The following is a 21,881-nucleotide window of genomic DNA, read 5'->3' on the forward strand; positions in this document are numbered from 1 at the left end:
CTGCTTGCCTTCGCGTCTCCTTCGCCACCACCGCATCCCGCGAGCAGTAGTACGGCTGCCACGACACCGCCGGTGGCCGTGGTGAACGGGCGTGGGGCAGATGAACTCAGGGCCGGCACTCGGCGCTCCCCCTCTGGGACGTCAGCTTCTCGGTGATCCAGACACCTTGCTTGCCGGTCCGGAGCAGACTGCGATAGAGGACGTAGCTGTCACTGGAGGGCGTGTCGACGTCGGTCTTCCCGGTCTTCAGGCTCTTGTTGTATGCCTTGGTCTGGTCTTCGCAGTACACGAGACCGGCCGTACCGTCCGCGTTGATCTTCACCTTGGCGTCGAAGAAGCGCTTCGTACCGGTGATCCGGTCCTTGTAGTCCACGAACTCCTGGATGAACTTCTGGCTCCCGGCCGCCGCCGTGCCCTCGGAGTAGAAGCGGTATGCCTTGTCGAGCGGATCCTGCTCGGCGGTCGCCATGTCCACCGCCTTGATGAACTGCTCGGTATCACCGAGGACCGCGTCCTTCTTCTCGTCACCCGTCTTCGGCCAGTCGAAGGTGTACGACAGGTCCGACGGCAACCTGATCTCCGGCCGTTCAGCCGCACTCGCCGCCGAGGCATTGGACGAAGCCGAGGACGTCGGAGTGGTCTCTTTCGCCCTTGCCGACCTGTCGTCGGACTTCGACACTCCGCCCCCGCATCCGGCAAGAAGCAGCACCCCCACCACACCGACACCGATTGCCCTCGCTACGGCTGGCATTGAGCCGCCCCCCTGGTGGATATGATCTGCGATGTCTGCCAGACGCCGTCGGAGTTCTTGTCGAGCCTGGTGTTGTACGTGACGTAACTGTCCTTGGTGACAGGCGTCTTGTTGATTTTGTTGGTCTTCTTGTCCTTGCTGAAGCCCTTGCTCTCGTCGCCGCAGTACGTGAGGGTGGCCGCCGTCTTGCTCTCGAGCGTCACCTTGCGGTCGTAATACCGGACGACGCCGGTGATCGTGACATCGGCCTTCTTGAACTGAGCGACCCAGGACAGCGATGCCTCAAGGGCCTTGCCCGTGGTGTAGTAGGCCATTCCCTGGCCCTTGGGATCCGTCCCGGCGATGGCGGCGTCGACGGCCCGCGTCATCTCCGCGCTGTCAGCGAGCACCGCGTCCTTGACCGCATCCCCGGTCCGGCCGCCCTCGAAGGTCAACGTCACATCCGACGGCAACGTGATCTTCGGGCGGCCGTCGGACGATGTCGAGGCAGACGCACTCGGCGAGACCGAAACAGACGCCCCGGTCGTTGTCGGCGCGGACGAGGCCTTGTCCGCGGCCTTCGCACCGCCGTCGCCGTCGCCACCGCCGCATCCTGTGAGTAGGAGTACGGCGGTCAGACCGGCTACGGCTGTCGTGGGCAGGCTGGAACGGGGGTTCACGAATGACTCCTGGTAGGGCGGCCGGGATTGGTACACGAGGTACCGAGAACACGCGGCTCGTCGGCTAGTCCGCGCAGGCCTTGTCGCCGCGGTGCGAGGTCAGAGCGGAGGTCTGCCAGACGCCTGAGTCGTTCTTCTCGACGCGCGTGTTGTACACCACGTACGGGCTCTGGTCCGAGGGCGTCCGGTCGACCTTGCCGGTCTTGCGGTACTTGTTGAAGCCCTTGCTCTCGTCGGAGCAGTAGCGGACCGTCGCCGTGATCTTTCCGGAGGCCAGGCTGACCTTGGGGGCGTAGTACCGGGTGGTGCCCGTGAAGGAGAGGTCGGCGTCCAGATACGCCTGGATCCAGGCGACGGCGCCGCTCAACGCCTTGTCCCGGTAGTAGAACGACAGGCCGGGCGCGCTCGTGTCACCGCGCAGGATGGCGTCGTTCGTCGAGTCGATGCGTGCGGCGACGTCCGCGAGTACGGCGTCCTTTGTCGCATCGCCCGTCTCCCACCCTGCGTATTCGTCCGTGACATCCGACGGCAACGTGACCTGGGGACGGTCCGCGGCAGCCGATGCGCTCGGCGATGCGGATGCGCTGCTGCCCGCTCCCGTACCGGCCGCGGTGTCGTCAACCGTGGAGCCGCCGCTCCCGCCACAACCACCGACGAGGAGCGTGATCGCGGCTCCCGTGAGTGCGCGTGCGAACAGACGGGACCGGCGGCTCACTCTGAAACTCCTGCTGGGTGGTGTGGTCGGGGTGGTTCTCTCACCTGTTGACGGACTGGATCTCCTGCACGACGACATCCTGAGGCCTGCCGAAGGTGCCGTCGGGGAGGTCGTCGCCGTTGCCGTCGCTTCCGGTCCAGTGGATCTTCCAGGTCACCGTCGCCTTGAGCTGGTACGAGCCGTTACCCGACGAGCGGAGGTACTTCACTCCACAGGGCGGCGTCTTGCCAGCGTCGCCCGCGGTGTACTCCTCGCCGATACTGCCGTTGTGGAACTCGCAGACACCGGAGGCAGGGTAGGTGACCGCGTCGGAGGTACCCGGGTCGATCCGGAGGGAGACGGGTTCGGCGGTGGTCGTCGCCGAAATGCCGAGCACCGGGACACTGGCGGTGACGGACACCGGCTTGAACGTCGTCTTGTCCAGCCAGGCCCAGGTGGCGAGGTTGACCTTGGTCGTACCCGCGGGCTTGAGGCTCACCTCTTTGGTGGGGACGCGGATCTCGTTGTAGGCGAGTTCACCGAGGATCTTCGTGGATATGGTGTTCGGGATGTCAGCGGGCGGGGCATCGCCGGTGTCCACCCAGAAATAGGGTTCGTCGCACTTGTCCCAGCCGGGCGGGAAGGACTTGTTGACGTACGAGTCCCACCAGTAACCCTTCCCGGCCTTGTCCTTGTTGAAGTCCTTGTAGGGATGGCCGTTGACGTAGCGGTCGCGCTGCTCGGCGTCCCACTCATACCCCGTCGAGTCCGCCGCCCAGATCGGTTCCACGTACGCCTGGAACGCGGCGGGGCTGTACTTGGGGGCGTACCAGCAGGCCGGCGGCGTCCAGGAGGTGGTGGCGGTGACCGGCCCCACGGAGGTGCCGGAGCCGTTCTTGGAACGGTCGTACACAATCACGCCCGCGTTGAGCGAGTCCCCGTCGGCGCCGCCCGAAGTCTTCTCACCCGGCATGGGGGGAGTCTTCGCACCTCCGCCTACTCCGGTGTTAGCCATAGCAGGCTGAGCTCCTGCCAGGATCGAACCGACCAGAAACAAGGTGATCAGCGTTCTTGAGCCCGGCCTCATGGCTGGCACTTGGAACTCCCCCTTACAGACATGAGCTTCTCGACAGCCCAGACACCCTTGTCGTTCTTGTGCAACTGAGTGCTGTAAAGCACGTAGCTGTCTTTAGTGACGGACGTCTTGTTGACTTTCTTCGTCTTCAGGTAGAGGTCATATGCCTTGCCCTGGTCCTCGCAGTACACGAGAGAGGCCTGATCCGAGCCGCTGACGTCCACCACCGGGTCGTAATAGCGGAAGTGACCCGTCGTCCGCGCTTTGGCCTTCACGTATGCCTGCACATACGTCTGGATCTGAGCGGCAGCCTCGCCTTCGAAGTAGTACCGGTAAGCCTTGTCCAACGGGTCCTGGTTCGCGATGGCAAGGTCAACGGACTTGATGTTCTGCTCGCTGTCCGCCAATACGGCGTCCTTGACCTCGTTCCCAGTCTTGGGCCACTCGAAGGTGTAGGAGAGATCCGAGGGCAGTTCGATCTTCGGGCGCCCCGACGCGGCCGCCGAAGCCGAAGCACTCGGCGAGGCCGAAGCCGAAGCCCCCGTGTCCGCTCCCGCGATCTTGCCGTTCGAGTTGTCCTTGCCTCCGTCACCTCCACCGCAACCGGCAAGCAGCAGTGCGGCCGTCACACCGGCGGTGGCTGTCGTGAGCAGGCGGGAACGGCGGGTCACGGTGGGCTCCTGGTGGGGCGGTTGGGGTCTGCGAAGCAGCGAATACGCTATCGGGGTCCATCCGGAACGCACCAGAGCGATTTGCTGCGACCCGGCCGAACGAAGCGTGCATGCCAGATCATAGTTGGACAACTCGCAGCCTCGGCCTCGGCTTTGGTGCCGTCCCGTGACATCGCCGCGACCGTCAGTTGGCCTCCGCAAAGGCTGTTGGTCAGATCGGGCACCCGGAAGACGAGGTGCCCCACACACCCAGACGGGGAACGTATCCGAGCCCGCATCACCGAACGGCCTTCACCTCAAACCGACCGTACCTGTAACTTCACGTGTGCACAGGTTTGTTGATGAGACGTACGCGACGGGGGTTGCGGGGACATGGCGGGGTACCGACCGGCGGACTGGCATCCACTCGACCTGGACAAGGACCCGACCCCCGGCGATCCGCAGCGCGTCCGTACCCTCGCTCAGCAGCTGCACGCCTTCGCCGACGACGTCTCCGACGCGCTGCGTCTGGTCAAGGGCATGGCCGGCGAGGACACCCTCCTGCAGTGGGCCGGCAAGTCGGCCGAGGTGTTCAAGGAGCAGTTCAAGGACGTCCCGAAGAACCTGAAGAAGCTGAAGAAGTCCTACGAGATGTGCGGCGACGCCCTCGCGGACTACTGGCCGAAGCTGGAGCGCGCCCAGGCCCTGGCCGACAAGGCCCTCGCCAAGGCGAAGGAGGCGCAGTCGGACCTGTCCTCGGCCAAGTCCCGGCTCTCCTCCGCCGATTCCTGGGTCACCCGCGCCACCAAGGAAGCCGACAAGTACAAGGACGACCCCACCGGCAGCAAGTCGGACGCCGACAAGCCGGACGAGGGCAAGGTCCGCGCCGCCACCCGGGACGTGCAGAGCGCCAAGTCCGCACACACCCAGGCCCAGTCGGACGTCACCACCGCCCAGAACGCCCTCGACGCCGCGAAGAAGATGGCCGAGGACGCCCGCAAGATGCGCGACGACGCGGCCGGGGAGGCGAAGCGGAAGATCGACGAGGCCTCGGATGCCGGTATCCCGAACCGGCACTGGTGGCAGGACGTCGGGCACTGGTTCGAGGACAACTGGGACACCATCGTCACCGTCTGCAAGGTCGTCGTCGCGGTCGTCGGGATCATCGCGATGATCATCGGCGGGCCCATCCTCGGCGCGATCGTGCTGGTCGCGGCCCTCGTCGTGCTCGCGGACACCCTCTACAAATACTCCAAGGGCCAAGCGTCGCTATGGGATGTGGCGTTCGCGGCGCTGGACTGCATACCCGGCGGCAAGGGCATCACCAGCCTCGGCAAGATCGCCAAGGGGCTGAAGGAGATGAAGAACCTCCGCGGTGGCATGAAGGCCATGAGCCTCGCCGTCCGCGGGCTGGGCAAGAACGCTCGCGCCATGCTCGCCGACGGAGCCGAGGGGGCGTTCAACCGGCTCAAGAGCGTAGTCCGATCCAAGGGCAGCGACCCCGTCGACATGGCCACCGGCGCGATGTACCTCCCACAGAGCGACATCGAGTTGCCTGGCCTGCTCCCGCTGTCGTTCACCCGTCGCGTCGCCTCCGACTACCGCTGCGGCTGGTGGTTCGGCCCGAGCTGGGCCTCCACCCTTGATGAACGTCTGGAAGTCGATGAGCGCGGCATCGTCCACGTCACCGAGGACGGTCTGCTCCTGACCTACCCCCACCCCGCCGCACCGCACGCCCCGGTCCTCCCCGAGACCGGCCCCCATCTGCCCCTCACCCGCCAGGAGGACGGCGGCTACCGGATCACCGATTCCCTCACCGGGCACACGCGCCACTTCGCCCGCCCCAACGCCGACAGCATCGCCCTGCTCACCCGAATATCCGACCGCAACAACAACACCATCGAATTCCACTACAACGCCGAGGGCACTCCGCAGGCCATCCGCCACTCCGGCGGCTACCACCTCAAGCTCACCACCGACGAGGGCCGCGTCACCGCCCTCGCCCTCGCCGCAGCCGCGGACGACGGCACCGACGTCGTCGTCAAGCGGTACGGCTACACCGACGGCAATCTCACCTCGGTCACAAACTCGTCGGGTCTCCCCCTCACTTTCACCTATGACGAGAGGCTCCGCGTCACCTCGTGGGTGGACACGAACCAGCGCCGCTACCACTACTCCTACGACGAGCAGGACCGCTGCCTCGGCGAGGGCGGCGAGGCAGGGCACATCACGATCACTCTGTCCTACGACAGCGTCGACCCCGCCTGGCCCGACTGCCGTGTCACCACCCTCACCACCGCCGCGGGTGCCGTCTCCCGCTTCGTCGTTAACGACCAATGCCTGGTCGTCGCAGAAATCGACCCGCTCGGCGCCACGGTCACCACGGCTTACGACGCCCGTCAGTACGTCACCGCGACGACGGACCCACTCGGGCACCGCACCGTCTTCGCCCACAACGAGGCGGGACAGCCCGTCGAGGTGATCCGACCCGACGGCTCCGTCGTCCGGATCGCCTACGACGAACGGCATCGGCCCACAGCCCTGACCCTGCCGGATGGCTCCGCCTGGCTGTACAGCAACGACGAGCGTGGAAACCTCACCGGCGTCACGGATCCCACCGGCGCGACCACGCGCTTTCGTCGTGCCGCAGACGGCAGCCTGATCGAGGCCCTGGACGCGGCCGGCCGCACCTCCACCTATGTGAACAATGCAGCTGGTCTCACCCTGGCGGCGACAGACGGTCTGGGCAGCACGACCCACTACACCTACAACGCCTTCGGCCTGGCCGTGTCAGTGACTGACGCACTCGGCCACGAGACCCGTCTGGAACGGAACATCGAAGGCCTGCCCATCCGCCGCACCAACCCGGACGGATCGTTCGAGAGTTGGGAGTACGACGGTGAGGGCAACTGTGTCCGTCATGTCGACGCCGTCGGCCAAGTGAGCACCTTCGAGTACACCCACTTCGACCGGCTCAGAGTTCGTACCGGTCCGGGAGGTGAGCGTCTCACCTTCACCCACGACGCCGACCTCCGCCTTGCTCAGGTGACCAACCCGCAGGGACTGGTCTGGAACTACACCTACGACGAAGCCGGGCGGCTCCTCACCGAGACCGACTTCGATGGCCGCACCACCCGCTACACCTATGACGCGGCCGGCCGTATGGCTACACGGACCAACGCACTCGGCCAGAGCATCCGCTACCAGCGGGACGCGCTGGGGCAGGTCACGGCCAAGGACGCGGACGGCACGATCACCCACTTCGCGTATGCACCGAACGGTTCGCTGACCGAGGCCGTCAGCCCGGACAGCAGCCTGCGCGTGGTACTGGACGCGGTCGGCCGTCGTGTCTCGGAGACCGTCGACGGCAGGACCATGCGCTTCGGTTATGACGCCGCCGGCAATCGGACGCTGCGCACCACTCCGTCCGGCGCGCACAGCGACTGGGCGTACGACACGGCGGGACGCGTCGTCCGGTTGGTCACCCGGGGGCACACCGTCGACTTCGTTCACGACGCGGCGGACCGGGAGATCACCCGGCAGGTCGACGGCGCGCTGACCCTCACACGCGCCTACGACAGCCTGGACCGCCTGGTCGGGCAGCGGAGCAGCGCTCCCGGTGACCGACGGATCATGGAGCGCGCCTACACCTACCGCGCCGACGGCTACCTCACAAGCATCCAGGACGCACAGACGGGCGGCCGGCGCTTCGACCTCGACGCCCAAGGCCACGTCACAGCAGTGCACGCGGCGGGCTGGAGCGAGCGCTACAGCTACGACTCCGTAGGTAACCAGACCGAGGCCGAGTGGCCCGCCGGCCACCCCGGCCATGAGGCCACCGGGTCGCGTGAGTACACAGGAACCCGCGTGACCCGGGCCGGGGGTGTCTACTACGAGTACGACGCCCTGGGACGAGTGGTCGTACGCCGCAAGACCCGGCTCTCCCGAAAGCCCGACATCTGGCGGTACGAGTGGAATGCCGAAGGCCGGCTCAGCGCGGTCACCACGCCCGACGGCACCCGCTGGCGTTACACCTACGACCCCTTGGGCAGAAGGTCCGGGAAGCTGCGTCTGGCCGCCGACGGGGAGACCGTCCTGGAACGCACCGTCTTCACCTGGGACGGCAACACCCTGTGCGAACAGACCACCGAGCACGGCGACACGGGCAGGCTCACCACGCTGACCTGGGATCACGACGGGCTCTCTCCACTCGGTCAGACCGAACGGGTGTGGTCTGCCACGGCGCCCCAGGACACCATCGACGAGCGTTTCTTCGCCATCGTCACCGACATTGTCGGCACCCCGACAGAACTGGTCTCACCTGACGGAGAGATCCACTGGCGCACGCGGACCACGTTGTGGGGAACGACGGCCTGGAGCCGTGACTCGAACGCGTACACGCCTCTCCGTTTCCCCGGGCAATATCACGACCCGGAGACCGGTCTCCACTACAACCATCACCGGCACTACGATCCGGAGACCGCCCGATACACCAGCCCTGACCCGCTCGGTCTGCTCCCCGCGCCGAACCCCGTCGCCTATGTACACAACCCGCACAGTTGGTCCGACCCTCTCGGTCTGGCGCCCCTGTGCCATCTGCACGGTGGCGACACCGGCAGTCCCGGCGGCCTCGGCGTCCTTCCCGGTCCGGCACCGCAGAAAGCCGCGGACATGTTGGACAAGGTCAACGCCCGGCCGGGAGGAATCGGGAAGATCGACGGCTACCATGGCAACGCCAACTGGGGTAACAACTTGTCCGCGCTGCCAGGTGGCAAGTACAAGGAATGGGATGTCAACGCCAAGGTCGATCTCCCGCAGTGCAGCGCCCCGGGCTGCGGCAAAGAGATCAGAGGCCCCGAACGGCTCCTGACCCCGAAGGACGGTCCCGGCCCCGCGTATTACACACCGGACCACTACGGCACTTTCTACTACGTCGGCGAATTTACAGGGTGATCCAGAAATGACCAGTTTCAATCTCACCGGCACTTCGGAACCCTGGGTTGTATGCGTCCCGGAAGGTACGGCGGAGGTTCGGCGGCAACTGTCGGAGTTGACAGCGAAGGGCGGGCAGGTCCACCACTTCGACGCCCGCGATCTGACGACCGCCCAGGACGTCTTCCGCACCTTCGCGGAAACCCTCCACTTCCCCGGCTACTTCGGACGGAACTGGGACGCCCTGGTCGACTGCCTGGACGACCTCTGCGGCGAGGTCACGGGAGGAGGAGCGGGGATCGCGGGCGTCGTGCACGGCGCGGATCTCCTTTTGCAGACGGAACACCTCCCGCTGTTCGTGTCGGTTCTCTGCCAGGGCGCCGACCGCGCGAACTCGGCCGTGGACCTCGACGGCGGCCCCCTGGACCGACCCGCCGTCGCCGAACACTTCGTCCTCGAATTCAGTGACTTCGACCGCGGGAAGATCGCGGCCCGTGTCGAGCAACCCGACCTGATCGTCACCACGGGTGACGGATTCGTGGGGGCAGCGCTCAATCCCGAGGAATGGCACTGAGATCGTCGGTAAAGGATACGACGCCCTGAAGCGGTACCGGGCATTGGACAAGCCCGGTGGAGACCACCACTTCCTTTACCAGCAGTGAGTTCAGGTATTGCCATGGACGTAGAAATCAAGTCCCGCTTCACGAGCGCAGGCCTGGAAGTCCTCGACTGGCTGCGGATCACGTCCGCCGAGGGGGACTGGCGGCGCTTCGAGCGGCTCGCGGCGCTGGCGCTGTATCTCCCCTCGGAAGGGCTCGGGCCGGTCCTGGCGACGGTGCTGGCCGAGCGGCCCGCCGGCGTGAACACGGAGGATCTGGTCGACCTGCTCGGAGAGTTGCGGGCCCCGGAGGGAGTCGAGCCGGTCGCCGCGCTGGTGCGGGAACGGAAGTCGACCGACGGTCCTCACTTCACCTTCTGCGTCGAGGCCCTCCAGTCTCTGGGCGAGATCGGCACCCACGAAGCCATCGGCTTCCTGCGCGGCATCGCCACCGGCGATCCCGCGGTCTGGACCGACCCACTGCGCTGGCACGCCGCGGAGGAACTGGGGGAAGGGAAGCCCCCCCGTCCTGAACGGGCACCAGATCCCGATCTTCGGTGACAGGGCCGCCTAAGGGCTGTCCCGTAATCCCTGGTGGATCAGCGCGCGGCGTCAGATGCGGTGCATCGCAAGGCGGAGGGTCGTCCTCATACTGGGCGTATTCGGGCGAGCCCGACAACGCTGCGAGGTGCCGTAGCTGTCGTCGTGCGCCCGCCGGGGATTACGGGACAGCCCTTAGCTCTTCACTGGCTCCAGTTTCCGACGAGTAGGACCTCCGACACCATGACAACGGAATTTCTGATGGATCTCGACGAGGGAATGGTCGAGTACTTCCGCGACATCGCGAACGAGATGATCTCGCGGTTCGGTATTTCTCGGGCGGAAGCGGTGGCCAGGATCAACGAGCGGTATCACGACGCGGAGATCTCTGCGTACCCCGATCTCATGTGCCACGAGTTCCCGGAGTTCTGGTCGTACGGCCTGTACTACTACCCGAACGAGTCCGGACGCCTGCCGACCGGTGACGAGGACGACGACGAGGGCTTCGACATGTCCGCCCTGCGCGTCCGCCCCGCGCCTCCGACGGAAGCTCACCACGCCGATCCGCCCGGAAGCTCTGGACTGATGCTCCGCCTCACCCCGTCCGGGGCAATGACGTATTCATAGAGTGATCCAGGAATGACCAGGTTCGATCTCACAGGCACTTCGGAGCCCTGGGTCGTATGCGTCCCCGAAGGTACGGCGGAGGTCCGGCGGCAACAGTCGGAGCTGACAGCGAAGGGCGGCCAGGTCCACCACTTCGACGCCCGCGATCTGGTGACCGCGCAGGGCGTCCTCCACGCATTCGCGGAAACTCTGCGATTTCCCAGCTGCTTCGGCTGGAACTGGGATGCCCTGGTCGACTGCCTGGACGACCTCTGCGGCGATGTCACGGGCGGAGGAGCGGGGATCGCGGGCGTCGTGCATGACGCGGATCCCCTGCTGCAGACGGAACACTTCCCCCTATTCCTTTGCCATCAGAGGACGCGGGCGTGAGCGGAGGCGCCGCCGGTGGGGGCGGCCGACTCGCTGGGCGAGACCGGCGGCGACGAGGCGGGAGAGGACGGTCCGTCGGAGGTGGGCGGGACCGTGGAGGGCGCGGCGGAGGCGGACGACGACCCCGACTTCGGGGAGGTGACCGTCACCCCGGAGGACGAGGTCGGCCGCGCGGAGGCCGACGCGCTCGGCCGGGCGGTCCCCTTTCCGGTACCGGATGCCCGGGAGGAGGTACCGGCCGACGGGCTCGTACCACCGCTCACGGCCGGGCCGGCCACCGAGGCGCCGTCGCCCGAGGACCGGGGCGACCGCGCAGGCCGCGGCGAGTCGTCGACCTTGCCGGCGGGCCTGTCGGCGTTCTGCCCGGGTACCGGCAGCCAGGGCGCGTCGGAGCTCCCGGACAGCAGGGTGACGACGATGACCACCGCGTAGACCGCACAGGCGAGGCCGACGGCCATCCCGAGCCTGCGGAGCCGGCGGCTGCGCCGCCCCGACGCGTCGACGAAGTCGGGGACGGGCACGGGGACGTCGGGAGCACCTGAGCCCTCGGAGGAACCGGGGGCCCTGGGAGGCCCGGAGGCCCTGGAGACCCCCGCCGCGGCGGACCGTGTCGGCCCGGTCGGTCCCGTCGGCCAGGTCGCTGCCGTCGGCCAGGTCGCTCCCGTCGGCCCCGTCGGCCGTATTCGTACGGCACCGACGTCGTTCTGGACAATCACCTCGTCGGGGCCGTGGACGGGGTCCGGGACCGGGGCGCGCAGGAACACCGGGATCGGCGGCTCGACCACGCTCCACGGGTTCCGTAACGACCCGGCCCGCAACACCTCGGTCGCCCCGCTCGCACCGGCGGCCCCATCCGCTCCCCCGACCCCACCCGCTCCCACGGCCCGAGCCACCCCGCCACTGCCGGCGTCCACAACACCAGCCGCCGCCCCTCCGACGTCCACAACACCACCCGCCGCCCCGCCAGCGTCAACAACACCCCTCGCCACCCCGCCGGCGTCAACACCGCCCGCCTCCACCCCGTCGTCGCCCGTCACCGGCACATCCCGGGCATCCAGGGCCACCTGCGGCAATTCGGCTTGGGTTTCTTCTCGCCAGTTCTTCACGCGCGTACATCCCCTCACGGGAGCGTTCCGGGCGCACCGACGAACCCGAGCGCACGTCAACGGAACGGGCCCTCACCCGCTCCGAGCGCCCCCTTGCAGCTCTCCGCGCTCGGGTCCATGAAGCTAGCGCACGGGGGAGATCCGTGTTCCCGATGTGTCATTTGCGGTCGTCCATCACCTCTTCATCACTGGCTGGAATCCATCCGTCGGCTGGTCGCCGAAGCCACCCCTCCGCCCGGCCGATCTCGGCGGCCGCCCGCCGCAACGCGTCGACTCCCGGATGGACCAGCCCCTTTCGCCACACGAGCGACACAGGCGACAACGGGACCGGATCGACCAGCGGCCGCGACACGCTTCCAGGTATGGCCGGAAATCCCACTACCGCGAGGATGGGATACCGGTCCTTGGCCATGACTCGCTGGAACTCCTCCTCCCCGACGGCCAGCGGCAGCGGCGGCGCGACCGCGGTGCCTCGCCCCTCGAAGAGGTGAAAGGCCAGGTCAGTCCATTCCAGGGTGCGCTCGTTCCCGGCGCCGGCGTACACCGTCTCGCCGGCGAGCGCGGCCAGCGGCACCGCGTCGAGGGCCGCGAGCCGGTGACCGGAGGGGAGAATTACGGCCATGGGTTCGAATCGCACGGGCTGGTGTTCGAGCCCGGAGCGCAGCGCCGGGTCCAGTCCCGCGAACCGCCCGAAGGACGCGTCGAGCCGCCCCGCGAGGAGTTCGGCCGCCGCTCCGGTGAGCCCGCTCTCGTAGCGGGCCATCAGCTCGCAGTCGGGGGCGAGTTCGCGGGCCCGGTACAGGACGCGGCGGGCGGTGTCCAAGCCCGGGGAGTTGAGGTCCACCAGCAACGGCCGGGCCTGCCCGAACGCGGCGAGCAGGGCGTCCTGGGCGGCCAGCACCCGGCGGGCGTACGGGAGCAGCCGGGTGCCGTCGGCGGTGAGACTGACCTGGCGCGTGCTGCGGAGGAACAGTTCGGCGCCCAACTCCCGTTCCAGCCGTCGTACATCACGGCTGAGCGCCTGCTGGGCGACGTACAGCCGGGCGGCGGCGCGGGTGAAGTGGAGCTCCTCGGCGACGGTCACGAAGACGCGCAGCAGGCGGGGGTCGACGTGGGCGGGCGAAGCAGGCGCTGACATCACGCGAACTTACAACACAGGTGCGTGAATCGGCGCCGAGCAGGTGTTGGACCCCTTGATCGGCCCCGCGCGACGGTAGTGCGCATGCCGCAACCGACCGAACCCGCACCCCCGCGCCTGCACGCCGTCACCGCCGACACCCTCGTCACCGTCGACTTCAGCCCCCGGTTCCAGCGCCGCGCCGATCCCCGCCGCACCCCTCACTCCCGCTCCCGCCCGCCCGGCCCCTACCGCCGCCTCTTCGCCCTCCCCGGCACCCGGGCCTTCACCGCCGGGAACCTGCTGGCCCGGCTCCCCATGGGCATCTTCAGCGTCAGCGCGGTCGTGATGATCGCCGGGTCGCGCGGCTCGTACGCCCTCGCCGGCGCCGTCACCGCGACCGGCCTCGCCGCCACCGGTCTCGTCGGGCCCTGGATCGCACGGCTCGTCGACCGGTACGGGCAGGCCCGGGTCGCCGTACCCGCGACCGTCACCGCCGTGCTCGGCAGCCTCGCCCTGCTGCTCTGCGTCCGCTACGGCGCCCCGGACTGGACCCTGTTCGCCGCCTACGCGGCCACCGCCACCACCCCCAACCTCGGCGGCATGTCCCGCGCCCGCTGGGCCCACCTGCTGCGCGAGGACCCGGCCGCCCTGCACACCGCGAACTCCTTCGAACAGGCCGCCGACGAGCTGTGCTTCATGCTCGGCCCGGTCCTCGCCTCCTTCCTGACCGGCACGTTCTTCCCGGAGGCCGGCACACTGGCCGGCGCGGTGCTGCTGCTCACCGGCGCGCTGCTGTTCGCCGCCCAGCGGGCCACCGAGCCACCGCCCCGGCCCGGGTCGGCGACCGCACGGACACCGCTGCGCATCGGCACCCTCCTGGTCTGCTTCGTCGCCACCGGTGCGGTGTTCGGCTCGATGGAGGTCGTCACCATCGCCTACGCCGACGCCCAGGGCCACCGCTCGGCGGCCGGTGCCGTGCTCGCCCTCCAGGCCGCCGGCTCCTGCGCGGCGGGCCTGCTGTACGGGGCGCTCCGGCCGACCGGTCCGGCCGAACGCAGGCTCCCCGTCTGCCTGTTGTCGATGGCGGCCCTGATGTCCCTGCCGCTGCTCGCCGTGCGCGCGTTCGACAGCCTCTGGGCCCTGGCCCCCGCCCTGCTCGCGGCCGGCATGGCGACCGCCCCGACCATGGTGACCGCGATGACCCTGGTCCAGGACCGGGCCCCCGCGGACCGCCTCAACGAGGGGATGAGCCTGGTCGTCACCGCCCTGCTGACCGGCATCGCCTGCGGCTCCGCGCTCGGCGGCTGGGCGGCGGACCACGTCCCGCCGACGGCCGCCTTCGTCACCCCGGCCGCGGCCGCCGTCGCAGCCCTGGCCGTCAACGCGCTCAGTCGAATCGCTTCGCCCAATTCCCGCCGCACCCATTGACGCCCTCACGGCCCGCACCTACCGTCCTCCGTCGAAGCGCTTCGACGTTCCCCATCGAACCGATTCGACGCGGGACGAGCACCATCCATCCGACTCCCCCGGAGGCATTGGATGTTGACGGCACGAAGGCGAATGACGACCGCGGCGGCGATCCTCGCCGGATCGCTGCTCCTCACCTCCTGCGGCGGCTCGGGCGGCAGCACGTCCGACGCGAAGACACTGCGGCTGTGGCACTACGAGGGTCCCACCAGCGCGATGGGCGTGGCCTGGAACGAGGCCATCAAGGAGTTCGAGGCGACGCACCCGGGCGTGAAGGTGAAGTACGAGGAGAAGAGCTTCGAGCAGATCCAGAAGACCGCCCAGATGGTCCTGAACTCCTCCGACGCCCCCGACATCATGGAGTACAACAAGGGCAACGCGACGGCGGGGCTGCTCTCCAAGCAGGGGCTCCTCACCGACCTGACCGCCGAGGCGGCCAAGCGCGGCTGGGACAAGGAGCTCAGCGCGGGCGTGCGCACCACCAGCCAGTACGACGCGGACGGCGTGATGGGTTCCGGCAAGTGGTACGGGGTGCCCAACTACGCCGAGTACACCATGGTTTATTACAACAAGGACCTGTTCGAGAAGTACGGGATCGCGGAACCGAAGACGTTCGACGACCTGACGGCGGCGATGGACAAGTTCGTCGCGAAGGGGGTCACCCCGCTCGCGAACGCCGGTTCCGAGTACATGGCCCAGCAGTACCTCTACCAGCTGGCGCTCTCGAAGGCCGACCGCTCGTGGGTCGACGCCTACGAGCTGTACAAGGGCAAGGTCGACTTCCACGACCAGGCCTGGACGTACGCGGCGACCACCTTCGCCGACTGGGTGAAGAAGGGCTACATCGCGAAGACGTCGTCCGGTACGACCGCCGAGCAGGCCGGGGTCTCCTTCATCCAGGGCAAGTCGCCGATCCTGTTCTCCGGCAGCTGGTGGTACGGCCGTTTCCAGTCGGAGGCCAAGTTCGGCTGGGGCAGCTTCCTGTGGCCCGGCTCGAACCTCACCCTCGGCTCCGGCGGAAACCTCTGGGTCGTACCGAAGAACTCCGGGAACAAGGATCTCGCCTACGACTTCATCGACATCACCATGTCGAAGAAGATCCAGAACCTGCTCGGCAACAAGGGCGGAGTCCCGGTCGCCGCCGACGCGAGCGCCATCACCGACCCCAAGTCGAAGCAGCTCATCGCCGATTTCAACACCGTCAGCAAGCGGGACGGCCTCGCCTTCTACCCCGACTGGCCGGTCGCCGGCTTCTACGACACCCTCGTCTCCGAGACCCAGAAGCTGATCACCGGCAGCGAGAAACCGGATGCCTACCTGAGCAACCTGCAGACGGCGTACGACAAGGGCACCAAGTGAGGGTGCGCCGGGACTCGTACGCCCTCTTCCTCCTCCCCGGCGCCCTCGCCTTCCTCGCGGTCGTCATCGTCCCGTTCCTCATGAACACGGGCGCCGGCTTCACCGACTGGCAGGGCGTGGGCAGCCCGCACTGGTCCGGGCTCGCCAACTACCGCGAGCTGCTGCACGACTCGGAGTTCTGGGCGTCCTTCCGGCACAGCCTCTTCATGGTCGTGGCGATGGCCGCGATCCCGACCGCGCTCGGACTGGTGCTGGCCGCCGCCCTGTTCGACTACGTCGGCAAGCACTTCGGCACCCGGGTCGCGGCCGTCCTGCGCGCCTGCTTCTACCTCCCCCAGGTGCTGCCGGTCGCGGTCGCCGGCATCGTCTGGAGCTGGATCCTGGCCCCGGACAACGGCTCCCTCAACGCCCTCCTCAAGGCGGTCGGCCTCGGCAGCTGGCAGCAGGACTGGCTCGGCGACCCCGACCTCGCCCTCTACACGGTCATGGGCGTGCTGGTCTGGGTACAGATCGGGTTCCCGCTGGTCGTCTTCATGGCCGGACTCGGCCGCGTCGACCCCCAGCTGTACGAGGCGGCCGAGCTGGACGGCGCCGGCTGGTGGCGCCGCTTCTGGCACGTCACGCTGCCGCAGATCCGCCCCGAGGTGTACGTCGTCCTGACCTGGTGCACGATCGCCGCGCTCAAGGTCTTCGGCGCGGTGTACGTCCTGACCAAGGGCGGCCCGGGCGGCGCAACCGACGTCCCCTCCTACTTCTCCTTCACCACGTTCTTCGAGAAGACCCAGGTCGGCTACGGCTCGGCGATCTCCACGGTCCTCACGGTGATCATCCTGGCCCTGGCCGTGCTGGGCCTGAAGCTGCAGAGTCGGGGGGAGGACTCATGACCGCCCTGCGCCGCTACCCGGTCCTCCTCGCCCTCTGCCTCGCCGCCCTCTTCATGGTCGTGCCGTTCCTGATCGTGGCGGTCAACGCGGTGAAGTCCCCGGCGGAGTACTCCCGGAACGGCCCGCTGAGCCTCCCGCACGGCCTGTACCTGGACGGCCTCAAGGACTTCTGGCAGCGCGTCGACTACACGCAGAAACTCGTCAACTCGGTCCTGATCAGCGGCTCGGTGGCGCTGCTCGCCACCGCCCTGTCCGTCCTCAACGCCTACGCGATCGGCATCGGCCGGATCCGCGGCCGCACCTGGGTGCTGGCCTTCTTCGTCCTCGCCAACCTGCTGCCGCAGGAGGCGCTGGTCTACCCGCTCTACTACCTGAGCAAGGAGGCGGGCCTCTACGACACCCGGCTCAGCGTGATCATCGTGTTCACGGTGATCCAGTCGGCGTTCGGGACGTACCTCCTCTCCGCCGTCCTCGGGCAGTTCCCGCGCGAGATCGTCGAGGCGGCCCGGATCGACGGCGCGAACAAGTGGCAGATCCTGGTCCGGATCGTCGTACCCGTGAGCCGCCCGACCCTGGGCGTGCTCCTGGTCTTCTTCTTCATCTGGACCTGGAACGAGTTCCTGCTGCCGCTGGTCATGCTGATCTCCAACGACAACCAGACGGTGTCCGTCGCCCTCGGCGTCCTCCAGGGCCAGCGCCTGATGGACGCCACGATGACCAACGCGGCCGCGCTGCTCGGCGTGCTCCCGGCCCTCGTCTTCTTCCTCGTCTTCCAGCGGACGCTCACCCGGGGGATCGCCGTGGGAGCCGTCAAATAGGAGGTTCGTGCGTGAAGTTCACCGACGGCTACTGGCTGCTGCGCGACGGCGTCACCGCGGCCCACCCGGTCGAGGTCCTCGACGTCACGGCGACGGAAGGCGCCCTGGAGATCCACGCGCCGACCCAGCCCATCCGCCACCGCGGAGACCTGCTGAAGGGACCGGTCCTGACGATCAGCGCGCACACCCCGATGCCCGACGTCATCGGCGTCACCTTCACCCACTTCGAGGGCGAGCGGCCACGCGGCCCGCAGTTCGAGCTGCACCGGGCCGACTTCGCGTCGCAGGTGTCGTACGACGACGAGTACGCGACCCTGACCTCCGGCTCGCTGACGCTGCGGCTGAGCCGTACGGCTCCCTGGCGGCTCGACTTCCTCTCCGGCGGCCGCACCCTCACCTCCAGCGGCCCCAAGGGCATGGGCATCATGCGGGACGCCGCCACGGGCGCCCACTACCTGCGGGAGCAGCTGGGCCTCGGGGTCGGCACGTCCGTCTACGGCCTCGGCGAACGCTTCGGCCCGCTGGTCAAGAACGGCCAGGTCGTCGACATCTGGAACGCCGACGGCGGCACCGCCACCGAACAGGCCTACAAGAACGCCCCGTTCTACCTGACCGACGCGGGGTACGGCGTCTTCGTCGACCACCCGGGGAAGGTGTCGTTCGAGGTCGGCTCGGAGGCGGTGTCGCGGGTCCAGTTCAGCGTGGAGTCGCAGCAGCTGACGTACTACGTCATATACGGCCCGACCCCGAAGGACATCCTGCGCAAGTACACGGCCCTGACCGGCCGCCCGGCGCTGCCGCCCGCATGGTCCTTCGGGCTCTGGCTGTCCACGTCCTTCACGACGTCGTACGACGAGAAGACGGTGACGTCCTTCATCGAGGGCATGCGGGAGCGCGAACTGCCGCTCTCCGTCTTCCACTTCGACTGCTTCTGGATGCGGGAGTTCAACTGGTGCGACTTCCGGTGGGATCCGCGGGTGTTCCCGGATCCGGAGGGGATGCTGGGGCGGCTGCACGAGCGCGGGCTGCGGGTGTGCGTCTGGATCAATCCCTACATCGCGCAGCGGTCGCCGCTGTTCGCCGAGGGGAAGGAGCTGGGGCACCTGCTGCGGCGACCGGACGGGAGCGTGTGGCAGTGGGACCTGTGGCAGCCGGGCATGGCGCTGGTGGACTTCACGTCCCCGGCGGCGCGTGACTGGTACGCGGGCAAGCTGGAGGCCCTGCTCGCCCAGGGGGTCGACTGCTTCAAGACCGACTTCGGGGAGCGCGTCCCGGTGGACGTGGCCTGGTCCGACGGCTCGGACCCCGAGCGGATGCACAACTACTACACCTACCTCTACAACCGGACCGTCTTCGAGGTGCTGCGCAAGCACCGGGGCGAAGGGGAGGCGGTCGTGTTCGCGCGGTCGGCGACGGCCGGGAGCCAGAAGTTCCCCGTGCACTGGGGCGGGGACTGCGAGGCGACCTACGAGTCGATGGCCGAGTCGCTGCGCGGCGGGCTCTCGCTGGGCCTGTCCGGCTTCGGCTTCTGGAGCCACGACATCGGCGGCTTCGAGGGCACCCCGACGCCGGCGCTGTTCAAGCGGTGGCTGGCCTTCGGGCTGCTGTCCTCGCACAGCAGGCTGCACGGGTCGTCGTCGTACCGGGTGCCGTGGCTGTTCGACGAGGAGTCGGTGGACGTGCTGCGGCACTTCACGCGGCTGAAGCTGAGCCTGATGCCGTACCTGTACGAGGCCGCGCGCACCGCCTCGGCGGAGGGGGTGCCGGTGATGCGGGCGATGGTGCTGGAGTTCCCGGACGATCCGGGGTGTGCGCATCTGGAGCGGCAGTACATGCTGGGGGCGGATCTGCTGGTGGCGCCCGTCTTCGACGACGGGGGGTATGTGACATATTACTGTCCGCAAGGCACCTGGACCCACTTCCTGACCGGCCGGACGGTCGCCGGCCCCGGCTGGGTCCGCGAGCACCACGACTTCCTCGGCGTCCCCCTCCTGGTCCGTCCCGGCGCGGTGATCCCGGTCGGCGCGGTGGCCGACCGCCCCGACTACGACCACGCCGACGGGGTGACCCTGCGGGCCTACGGCCTGGAGCGCGGCGCGCAGGTCACGGTGCCCGTCGGGGACGTCACCTTCACCGTCGTACGGGAAGGGGACACCCTGCGGGCCTCGTGCAGCGACCCGGCGGCGGCCTGGAACCTGGCGGCCGGGGAGCGCACGGCACACGCGCAGGCCGGGACCGGGTTCCTCTCCCTGGAGCTGGGCTGATGGTGAAGATCACCGACGTGGCCCGGCACGCCGGGGTCTCCCCCAGCACGGTGTCCTACGCGCTCAGCGGCAAGCGCCCGATCTCCGACGAGACCCGGCGCCGTATCGAGGCGTCCATCCGCGAACTGGGCTACCGCCCGCACGCCGGCGCCCGCGCCCTGGCCAGCAGCCGCGCCAAGGTCCTCGCCCTGGTCATCCCGCTGCGCACCGGCATCCACGTCCCGGTGGTGATGCAGTTCGCGGTGTCGGTGGTGACGACGGCCCGCCGGTACGACCACGACGTGCTGCTGCTGACCCAGGAGGAGGGCGAGGAGGGCCTGCACCGGGTCGCCGACACGGCACTGGTCGACGCCCTGATCGTGATGGACGTCCAGCTCCACGACCCCCGGCTGCCCCTGCTGCGTGCCCTGGAGCGGCCGTCGGTGCTGATCGGCTTCCCGGCCGCCGCCGAGGGCCTGACCTGCGTCGACCTGGACTTCCGGGCGGCCGGCGAGCTGTGCGTGGAGCGGCTGGCGGGGCTGGGCCACCGGGTGGTCGCGCTGGTCGGCTCGCCGCCGGAGGTGTACGTCCGCGAGACCGCGTTCGCCCAGCGGGTCGTCCAGGGCTTCACGGCCGCCGCCGACCGCAACGGCATGGCGTCCTCCGTCCACCCGTGCGAGGCGACGCCGGCGGCGGCGCGCCGGGTCGCGGAGCAACTGCTGCGGGAGCAGCCGGCGTTGACGGGGGTGGTCGTCCACAACGAGGCCGCCCTCGAACCCCTCGTCGACGCCTTCGAGCACCTCGGTCTCCGCGTCCCCACCGACCTGTCGATCACCGCGATCTGCCCGGACGAACTCGCGGCGGGCTTGCGCGTCCCGGTCACCTCGGTGGCTTTGCCGGCCGCGGAACTCGGCGAACGGGCGGCGGAGTTGCTGATGCGGAAGCTGGGCGGGGAGGGGGAGGTGCCGGAGGCTACGCTGCTGGCGCCCCGGCTGACGGAGCGGGCGAGCACGGCGCCCCGCGAGGCACTGTGACGGCACACGCGAAACGGCGTTCCGCTCCGGGAGTCACCCCGGAGCGGAACGCCGTCCGCGCGGAACCGCTCCGCCGGCTACACCTGCCGGTCCCCTTGCCAGGTGACCGACGCCATCGTGGTCAGGCCGCCGTTCGCCACGCCCTTGTAGGTCACCCTCCGGGCGGGGCCGGACTCGTGGGCGACCCGTTTCGTCAGTTCCGCGCCCTCGTGGAACAGCCGCTGCCACTCGTCCTCGTGCTTGGCCTCGTCCCGGTCCTGCAGATACAGGTTCAGGGTGGTGTCGATGGCCTTCGCCCAGGTGTACAGATCGGCGACGAGGTCGTCGGACAGGGCCAGTCCGGCGGCCGGGTCGTCGGGGAAGAAGTCCCCGAAGCCGTCGGAGCGCAGCGGACCGTACTGATACTCGCCCTCGACCGTGAGGTCGAGCGGATGCGGCGGGGTGCCGTGTTCGTCGCGCTCCCAGTGCAGGCGGTCGCAGCCCCAGCACAGCCACTTCGCCGTCCGGTGCCGCTCGTCCCAGTAGCGCACCGACCACGCCGGCCCCAGCCGCTCGGCCAGCCGATGAGCGATCTCCAGCCCCCGCTTGACGTGCTTGCGCTGGTCGGGGCGGGAGCCGAAGCCCTCCGGCGGGCGGGACAGCGACCAGGAGCGCAGCTCGTCCGCCAGGTCAGCCGGGAGGGCCAGCCGGTCGTCGTCCAGCGGGACGGTGCGGGTGAAGGCGCCGAGGTCCTCATAGGCCGCCGGATCCTCCGGCTCGTACAGAGGGGACGGCTCGCCCCGCGCCTGCACGAGCAGGCTCAGGGGTTCTTCGGACGTCATGCGATGTTCGCTCCGATCACGTATCCGTTGTCGCCCACGCTAGGCAGTGTCCGGGCGATCTTGTGGTGGAGTCGTGGGGGCCGGTGTGCTGGTCAGGTGGGGTGGATGCGAGAGTGATTGCCTGTGACGAATTC

At 68.7% G+C, this 21,881-nt stretch carries 19 protein-coding genes; 12 read left to right on the forward strand and 7 right to left on the reverse strand.

Annotated features, from left to right (window positions below):
- Positions 1–106: 106 nt before the first annotated feature.
- From ACZ4UV_RS07830 to ACZ4UV_RS07850, 5 genes are all read right to left on the reverse strand, one after another.
- Complete coding sequence (locus tag ACZ4UV_RS07830; RefSeq protein WP_467836402.1) at positions 107–571, reverse strand: hypothetical protein; 465 nt, start codon at positions 569–571, stop codon at positions 107–109.
- 167 nt (positions 572–738) lie between these two features.
- Positions 739–1,410 carry a hypothetical protein gene (locus ACZ4UV_RS07835; RefSeq protein ID WP_467836404.1) on the reverse strand — a complete coding sequence of 224 codons (672 nt, stop codon included), beginning with the start codon at positions 1,408–1,410 and terminating at the stop codon, positions 739–741.
- A gap of 64 nt (positions 1,411–1,474) precedes the next feature.
- Positions 1,475–1,942, reverse strand: a complete 468-nt coding sequence (locus ACZ4UV_RS07840; RefSeq protein ID WP_467836406.1) for a hypothetical protein — start codon at positions 1,940–1,942, stop codon at positions 1,475–1,477.
- A gap of 223 nt (positions 1,943–2,165) precedes the next feature.
- Complete coding sequence (locus ACZ4UV_RS07845) at positions 2,166–3,077, reverse strand: hypothetical protein (protein ID WP_467836409.1); 912 nt, start codon at positions 3,075–3,077, stop codon at positions 2,166–2,168.
- 110 nt (positions 3,078–3,187) lie between these two features.
- Positions 3,188–3,850 carry a hypothetical protein gene (locus tag ACZ4UV_RS07850; protein ID WP_467836411.1) on the reverse strand — a complete coding sequence of 221 codons (663 nt, stop codon included), beginning with the start codon at positions 3,848–3,850 and terminating at the stop codon, positions 3,188–3,190.
- Positions 3,851–4,222: 372 nt separating this feature from the next.
- Here ACZ4UV_RS07850 and ACZ4UV_RS07855 point away from each other — a divergent pair, with 372 nt between their 5' ends.
- From ACZ4UV_RS07855 to ACZ4UV_RS07880, 6 genes are all read left to right on the forward strand, one after another.
- Positions 4,223–8,782, forward strand: coding sequence for an RHS repeat-associated core domain-containing protein (locus ACZ4UV_RS07855; RefSeq protein ID WP_467836413.1), 4,560 nt, complete (start codon positions 4,223–4,225; stop codon positions 8,780–8,782).
- Between the two features lie 7 nt (positions 8,783–8,789).
- Positions 8,790–9,335, forward strand: a complete 546-nt coding sequence (locus ACZ4UV_RS07860; RefSeq protein ID WP_467836415.1) for a barstar family protein — start codon at positions 8,790–8,792, stop codon at positions 9,333–9,335.
- A 102-nt stretch (positions 9,336–9,437) separates the two neighbouring features.
- Positions 9,438–9,920 carry a HEAT repeat domain-containing protein gene (locus tag ACZ4UV_RS07865; RefSeq protein WP_467836419.1) on the forward strand — a complete coding sequence of 161 codons (483 nt, stop codon included), beginning with the start codon at positions 9,438–9,440 and terminating at the stop codon, positions 9,918–9,920.
- Positions 9,921–10,142: 222 nt separating this feature from the next.
- Positions 10,143–10,526 (forward strand): hypothetical protein, encoded by a 384-nt coding sequence (locus ACZ4UV_RS07870; RefSeq protein ID WP_451023265.1) that lies wholly within the window; start codon positions 10,143–10,145, stop codon positions 10,524–10,526.
- A gap of 12 nt (positions 10,527–10,538) precedes the next feature.
- Positions 10,539–10,895, forward strand: a complete 357-nt coding sequence (locus tag ACZ4UV_RS07875; RefSeq protein WP_467836423.1) for a barstar family protein — start codon at positions 10,539–10,541, stop codon at positions 10,893–10,895.
- A 15-nt stretch (positions 10,896–10,910) separates the two neighbouring features.
- The gene (locus ACZ4UV_RS07880) at positions 10,911–11,327 is read left to right on the forward strand and encodes a hypothetical protein (RefSeq protein WP_467836425.1); all 417 of its coding nucleotides are present in this window, start codon (positions 10,911–10,913) and stop codon (positions 11,325–11,327) included.
- Positions 11,328–12,158: 831 nt separating this feature from the next.
- On the opposite strand, the gene ACZ4UV_RS07885 is transcribed toward ACZ4UV_RS07880, so the two are convergent.
- Positions 12,159–13,139 (reverse strand): LysR family transcriptional regulator, encoded by a 981-nt coding sequence (locus ACZ4UV_RS07885; RefSeq protein ID WP_451022133.1) that lies wholly within the window; start codon positions 13,137–13,139, stop codon positions 12,159–12,161.
- An 84-nt stretch (positions 13,140–13,223) separates the two neighbouring features.
- Here ACZ4UV_RS07885 and ACZ4UV_RS07890 point away from each other — a divergent pair, with 84 nt between their 5' ends.
- From ACZ4UV_RS07890 to ACZ4UV_RS07915, 6 genes are all read left to right on the forward strand, one after another.
- Positions 13,224–14,549, forward strand: coding sequence for an MFS transporter (locus tag ACZ4UV_RS07890; RefSeq protein WP_467836427.1), 1,326 nt, complete (start codon positions 13,224–13,226; stop codon positions 14,547–14,549).
- Positions 14,550–14,660: 111 nt separating this feature from the next.
- Positions 14,661–15,947 (forward strand): ABC transporter substrate-binding protein, encoded by a 1,287-nt coding sequence (locus ACZ4UV_RS07895; protein WP_451022131.1) that lies wholly within the window; start codon positions 14,661–14,663, stop codon positions 15,945–15,947.
- The gene (locus ACZ4UV_RS07900; RefSeq protein WP_451022130.1) at positions 15,944–16,831 is read left to right on the forward strand and encodes a carbohydrate ABC transporter permease; all 888 of its coding nucleotides are present in this window, start codon (positions 15,944–15,946) and stop codon (positions 16,829–16,831) included. The genes ACZ4UV_RS07895 and ACZ4UV_RS07900 overlap by 4 nt, the downstream gene beginning before the upstream one ends.
- Positions 16,828–17,649 carry a carbohydrate ABC transporter permease gene (locus tag ACZ4UV_RS07905; RefSeq protein ID WP_390042516.1) on the forward strand — a complete coding sequence of 274 codons (822 nt, stop codon included), beginning with the start codon at positions 16,828–16,830 and terminating at the stop codon, positions 17,647–17,649. Before ACZ4UV_RS07900 ends, ACZ4UV_RS07905 begins: the two co-directional genes overlap by 4 nt.
- Positions 17,650–17,660: 11 nt before the next feature.
- Positions 17,661–19,913, forward strand: a complete 2,253-nt coding sequence (gene yicI, locus ACZ4UV_RS07910) for an alpha-xylosidase (protein WP_467836430.1) — start codon at positions 17,661–17,663, stop codon at positions 19,911–19,913.
- On the forward strand, positions 19,913–20,926 hold the full coding sequence (locus tag ACZ4UV_RS07915) for a LacI family DNA-binding transcriptional regulator (protein WP_451022128.1): 1,014 nt from the start codon (positions 19,913–19,915) through the stop codon (positions 20,924–20,926). The genes yicI and ACZ4UV_RS07915 overlap by 1 nt, the downstream gene beginning before the upstream one ends.
- A 77-nt stretch (positions 20,927–21,003) precedes the next feature.
- Here the strand turns inward: ACZ4UV_RS07915 and ACZ4UV_RS07920 are convergent, their stop codons facing one another.
- Entirely contained in the window at positions 21,004–21,747 is a 744-nt protein-coding gene (locus ACZ4UV_RS07920) for a hypothetical protein (RefSeq protein ID WP_467836433.1), read from the reverse strand.
- Positions 21,748–21,881: the final 134 nt, after the last annotated feature.

The sequence above is a fragment of the Streptomyces sp. NPDC028289 genome, assembly GCF_055565975.1.

What these genes read in the sequence shown, in the direction of transcription:
- ACZ4UV_RS07875 (WP_467836423.1), top strand. Translation starts at nt 10,539, where the DNA reads ATGACCAGGTTCGATCTCACAGGCACTTCGGAGCCCTGGGTCGTATGC.
- ACZ4UV_RS07885 (WP_451022133.1), bottom strand. Translation starts at nt 13,139, where the DNA reads ATGTCAGCGCCTGCTTCGCCCGCCCACGTCGACCCCCGCCTGCTGCGC.
- ACZ4UV_RS07890 (WP_467836427.1), top strand. Translation starts at nt 13,224, where the DNA reads ATGCCGCAACCGACCGAACCCGCACCCCCGCGCCTGCACGCCGTCACC.
- ACZ4UV_RS07905 (WP_390042516.1), top strand. Translation starts at nt 16,828, where the DNA reads ATGACCGCCCTGCGCCGCTACCCGGTCCTCCTCGCCCTCTGCCTCGCC.
- ACZ4UV_RS07860 (WP_467836415.1), top strand. Translation starts at nt 8,790, where the DNA reads ATGACCAGTTTCAATCTCACCGGCACTTCGGAACCCTGGGTTGTATGC.
- ACZ4UV_RS07855 (WP_467836413.1), top strand. Translation starts at nt 4,223, where the DNA reads ATGGCGGGGTACCGACCGGCGGACTGGCATCCACTCGACCTGGACAAG.
- ACZ4UV_RS07865 (WP_467836419.1), top strand. Translation starts at nt 9,438, where the DNA reads ATGGACGTAGAAATCAAGTCCCGCTTCACGAGCGCAGGCCTGGAAGTC.
- ACZ4UV_RS07920 (WP_467836433.1), bottom strand. Translation starts at nt 21,747, where the DNA reads ATGACGTCCGAAGAACCCCTGAGCCTGCTCGTGCAGGCGCGGGGCGAG.
- ACZ4UV_RS07870 (WP_451023265.1), top strand. Translation starts at nt 10,143, where the DNA reads ATGACAACGGAATTTCTGATGGATCTCGACGAGGGAATGGTCGAGTAC.
- ACZ4UV_RS07845 (WP_467836409.1), bottom strand. Translation starts at nt 3,077, where the DNA reads ATGCCGGGTGAGAAGACTTCGGGCGGCGCCGACGGGGACTCGCTCAAC.
- ACZ4UV_RS07915 (WP_451022128.1), top strand. Translation starts at nt 19,913, where the DNA reads ATGGTGAAGATCACCGACGTGGCCCGGCACGCCGGGGTCTCCCCCAGC.
- ACZ4UV_RS07895 (WP_451022131.1), top strand. Translation starts at nt 14,661, where the DNA reads ATGTTGACGGCACGAAGGCGAATGACGACCGCGGCGGCGATCCTCGCC.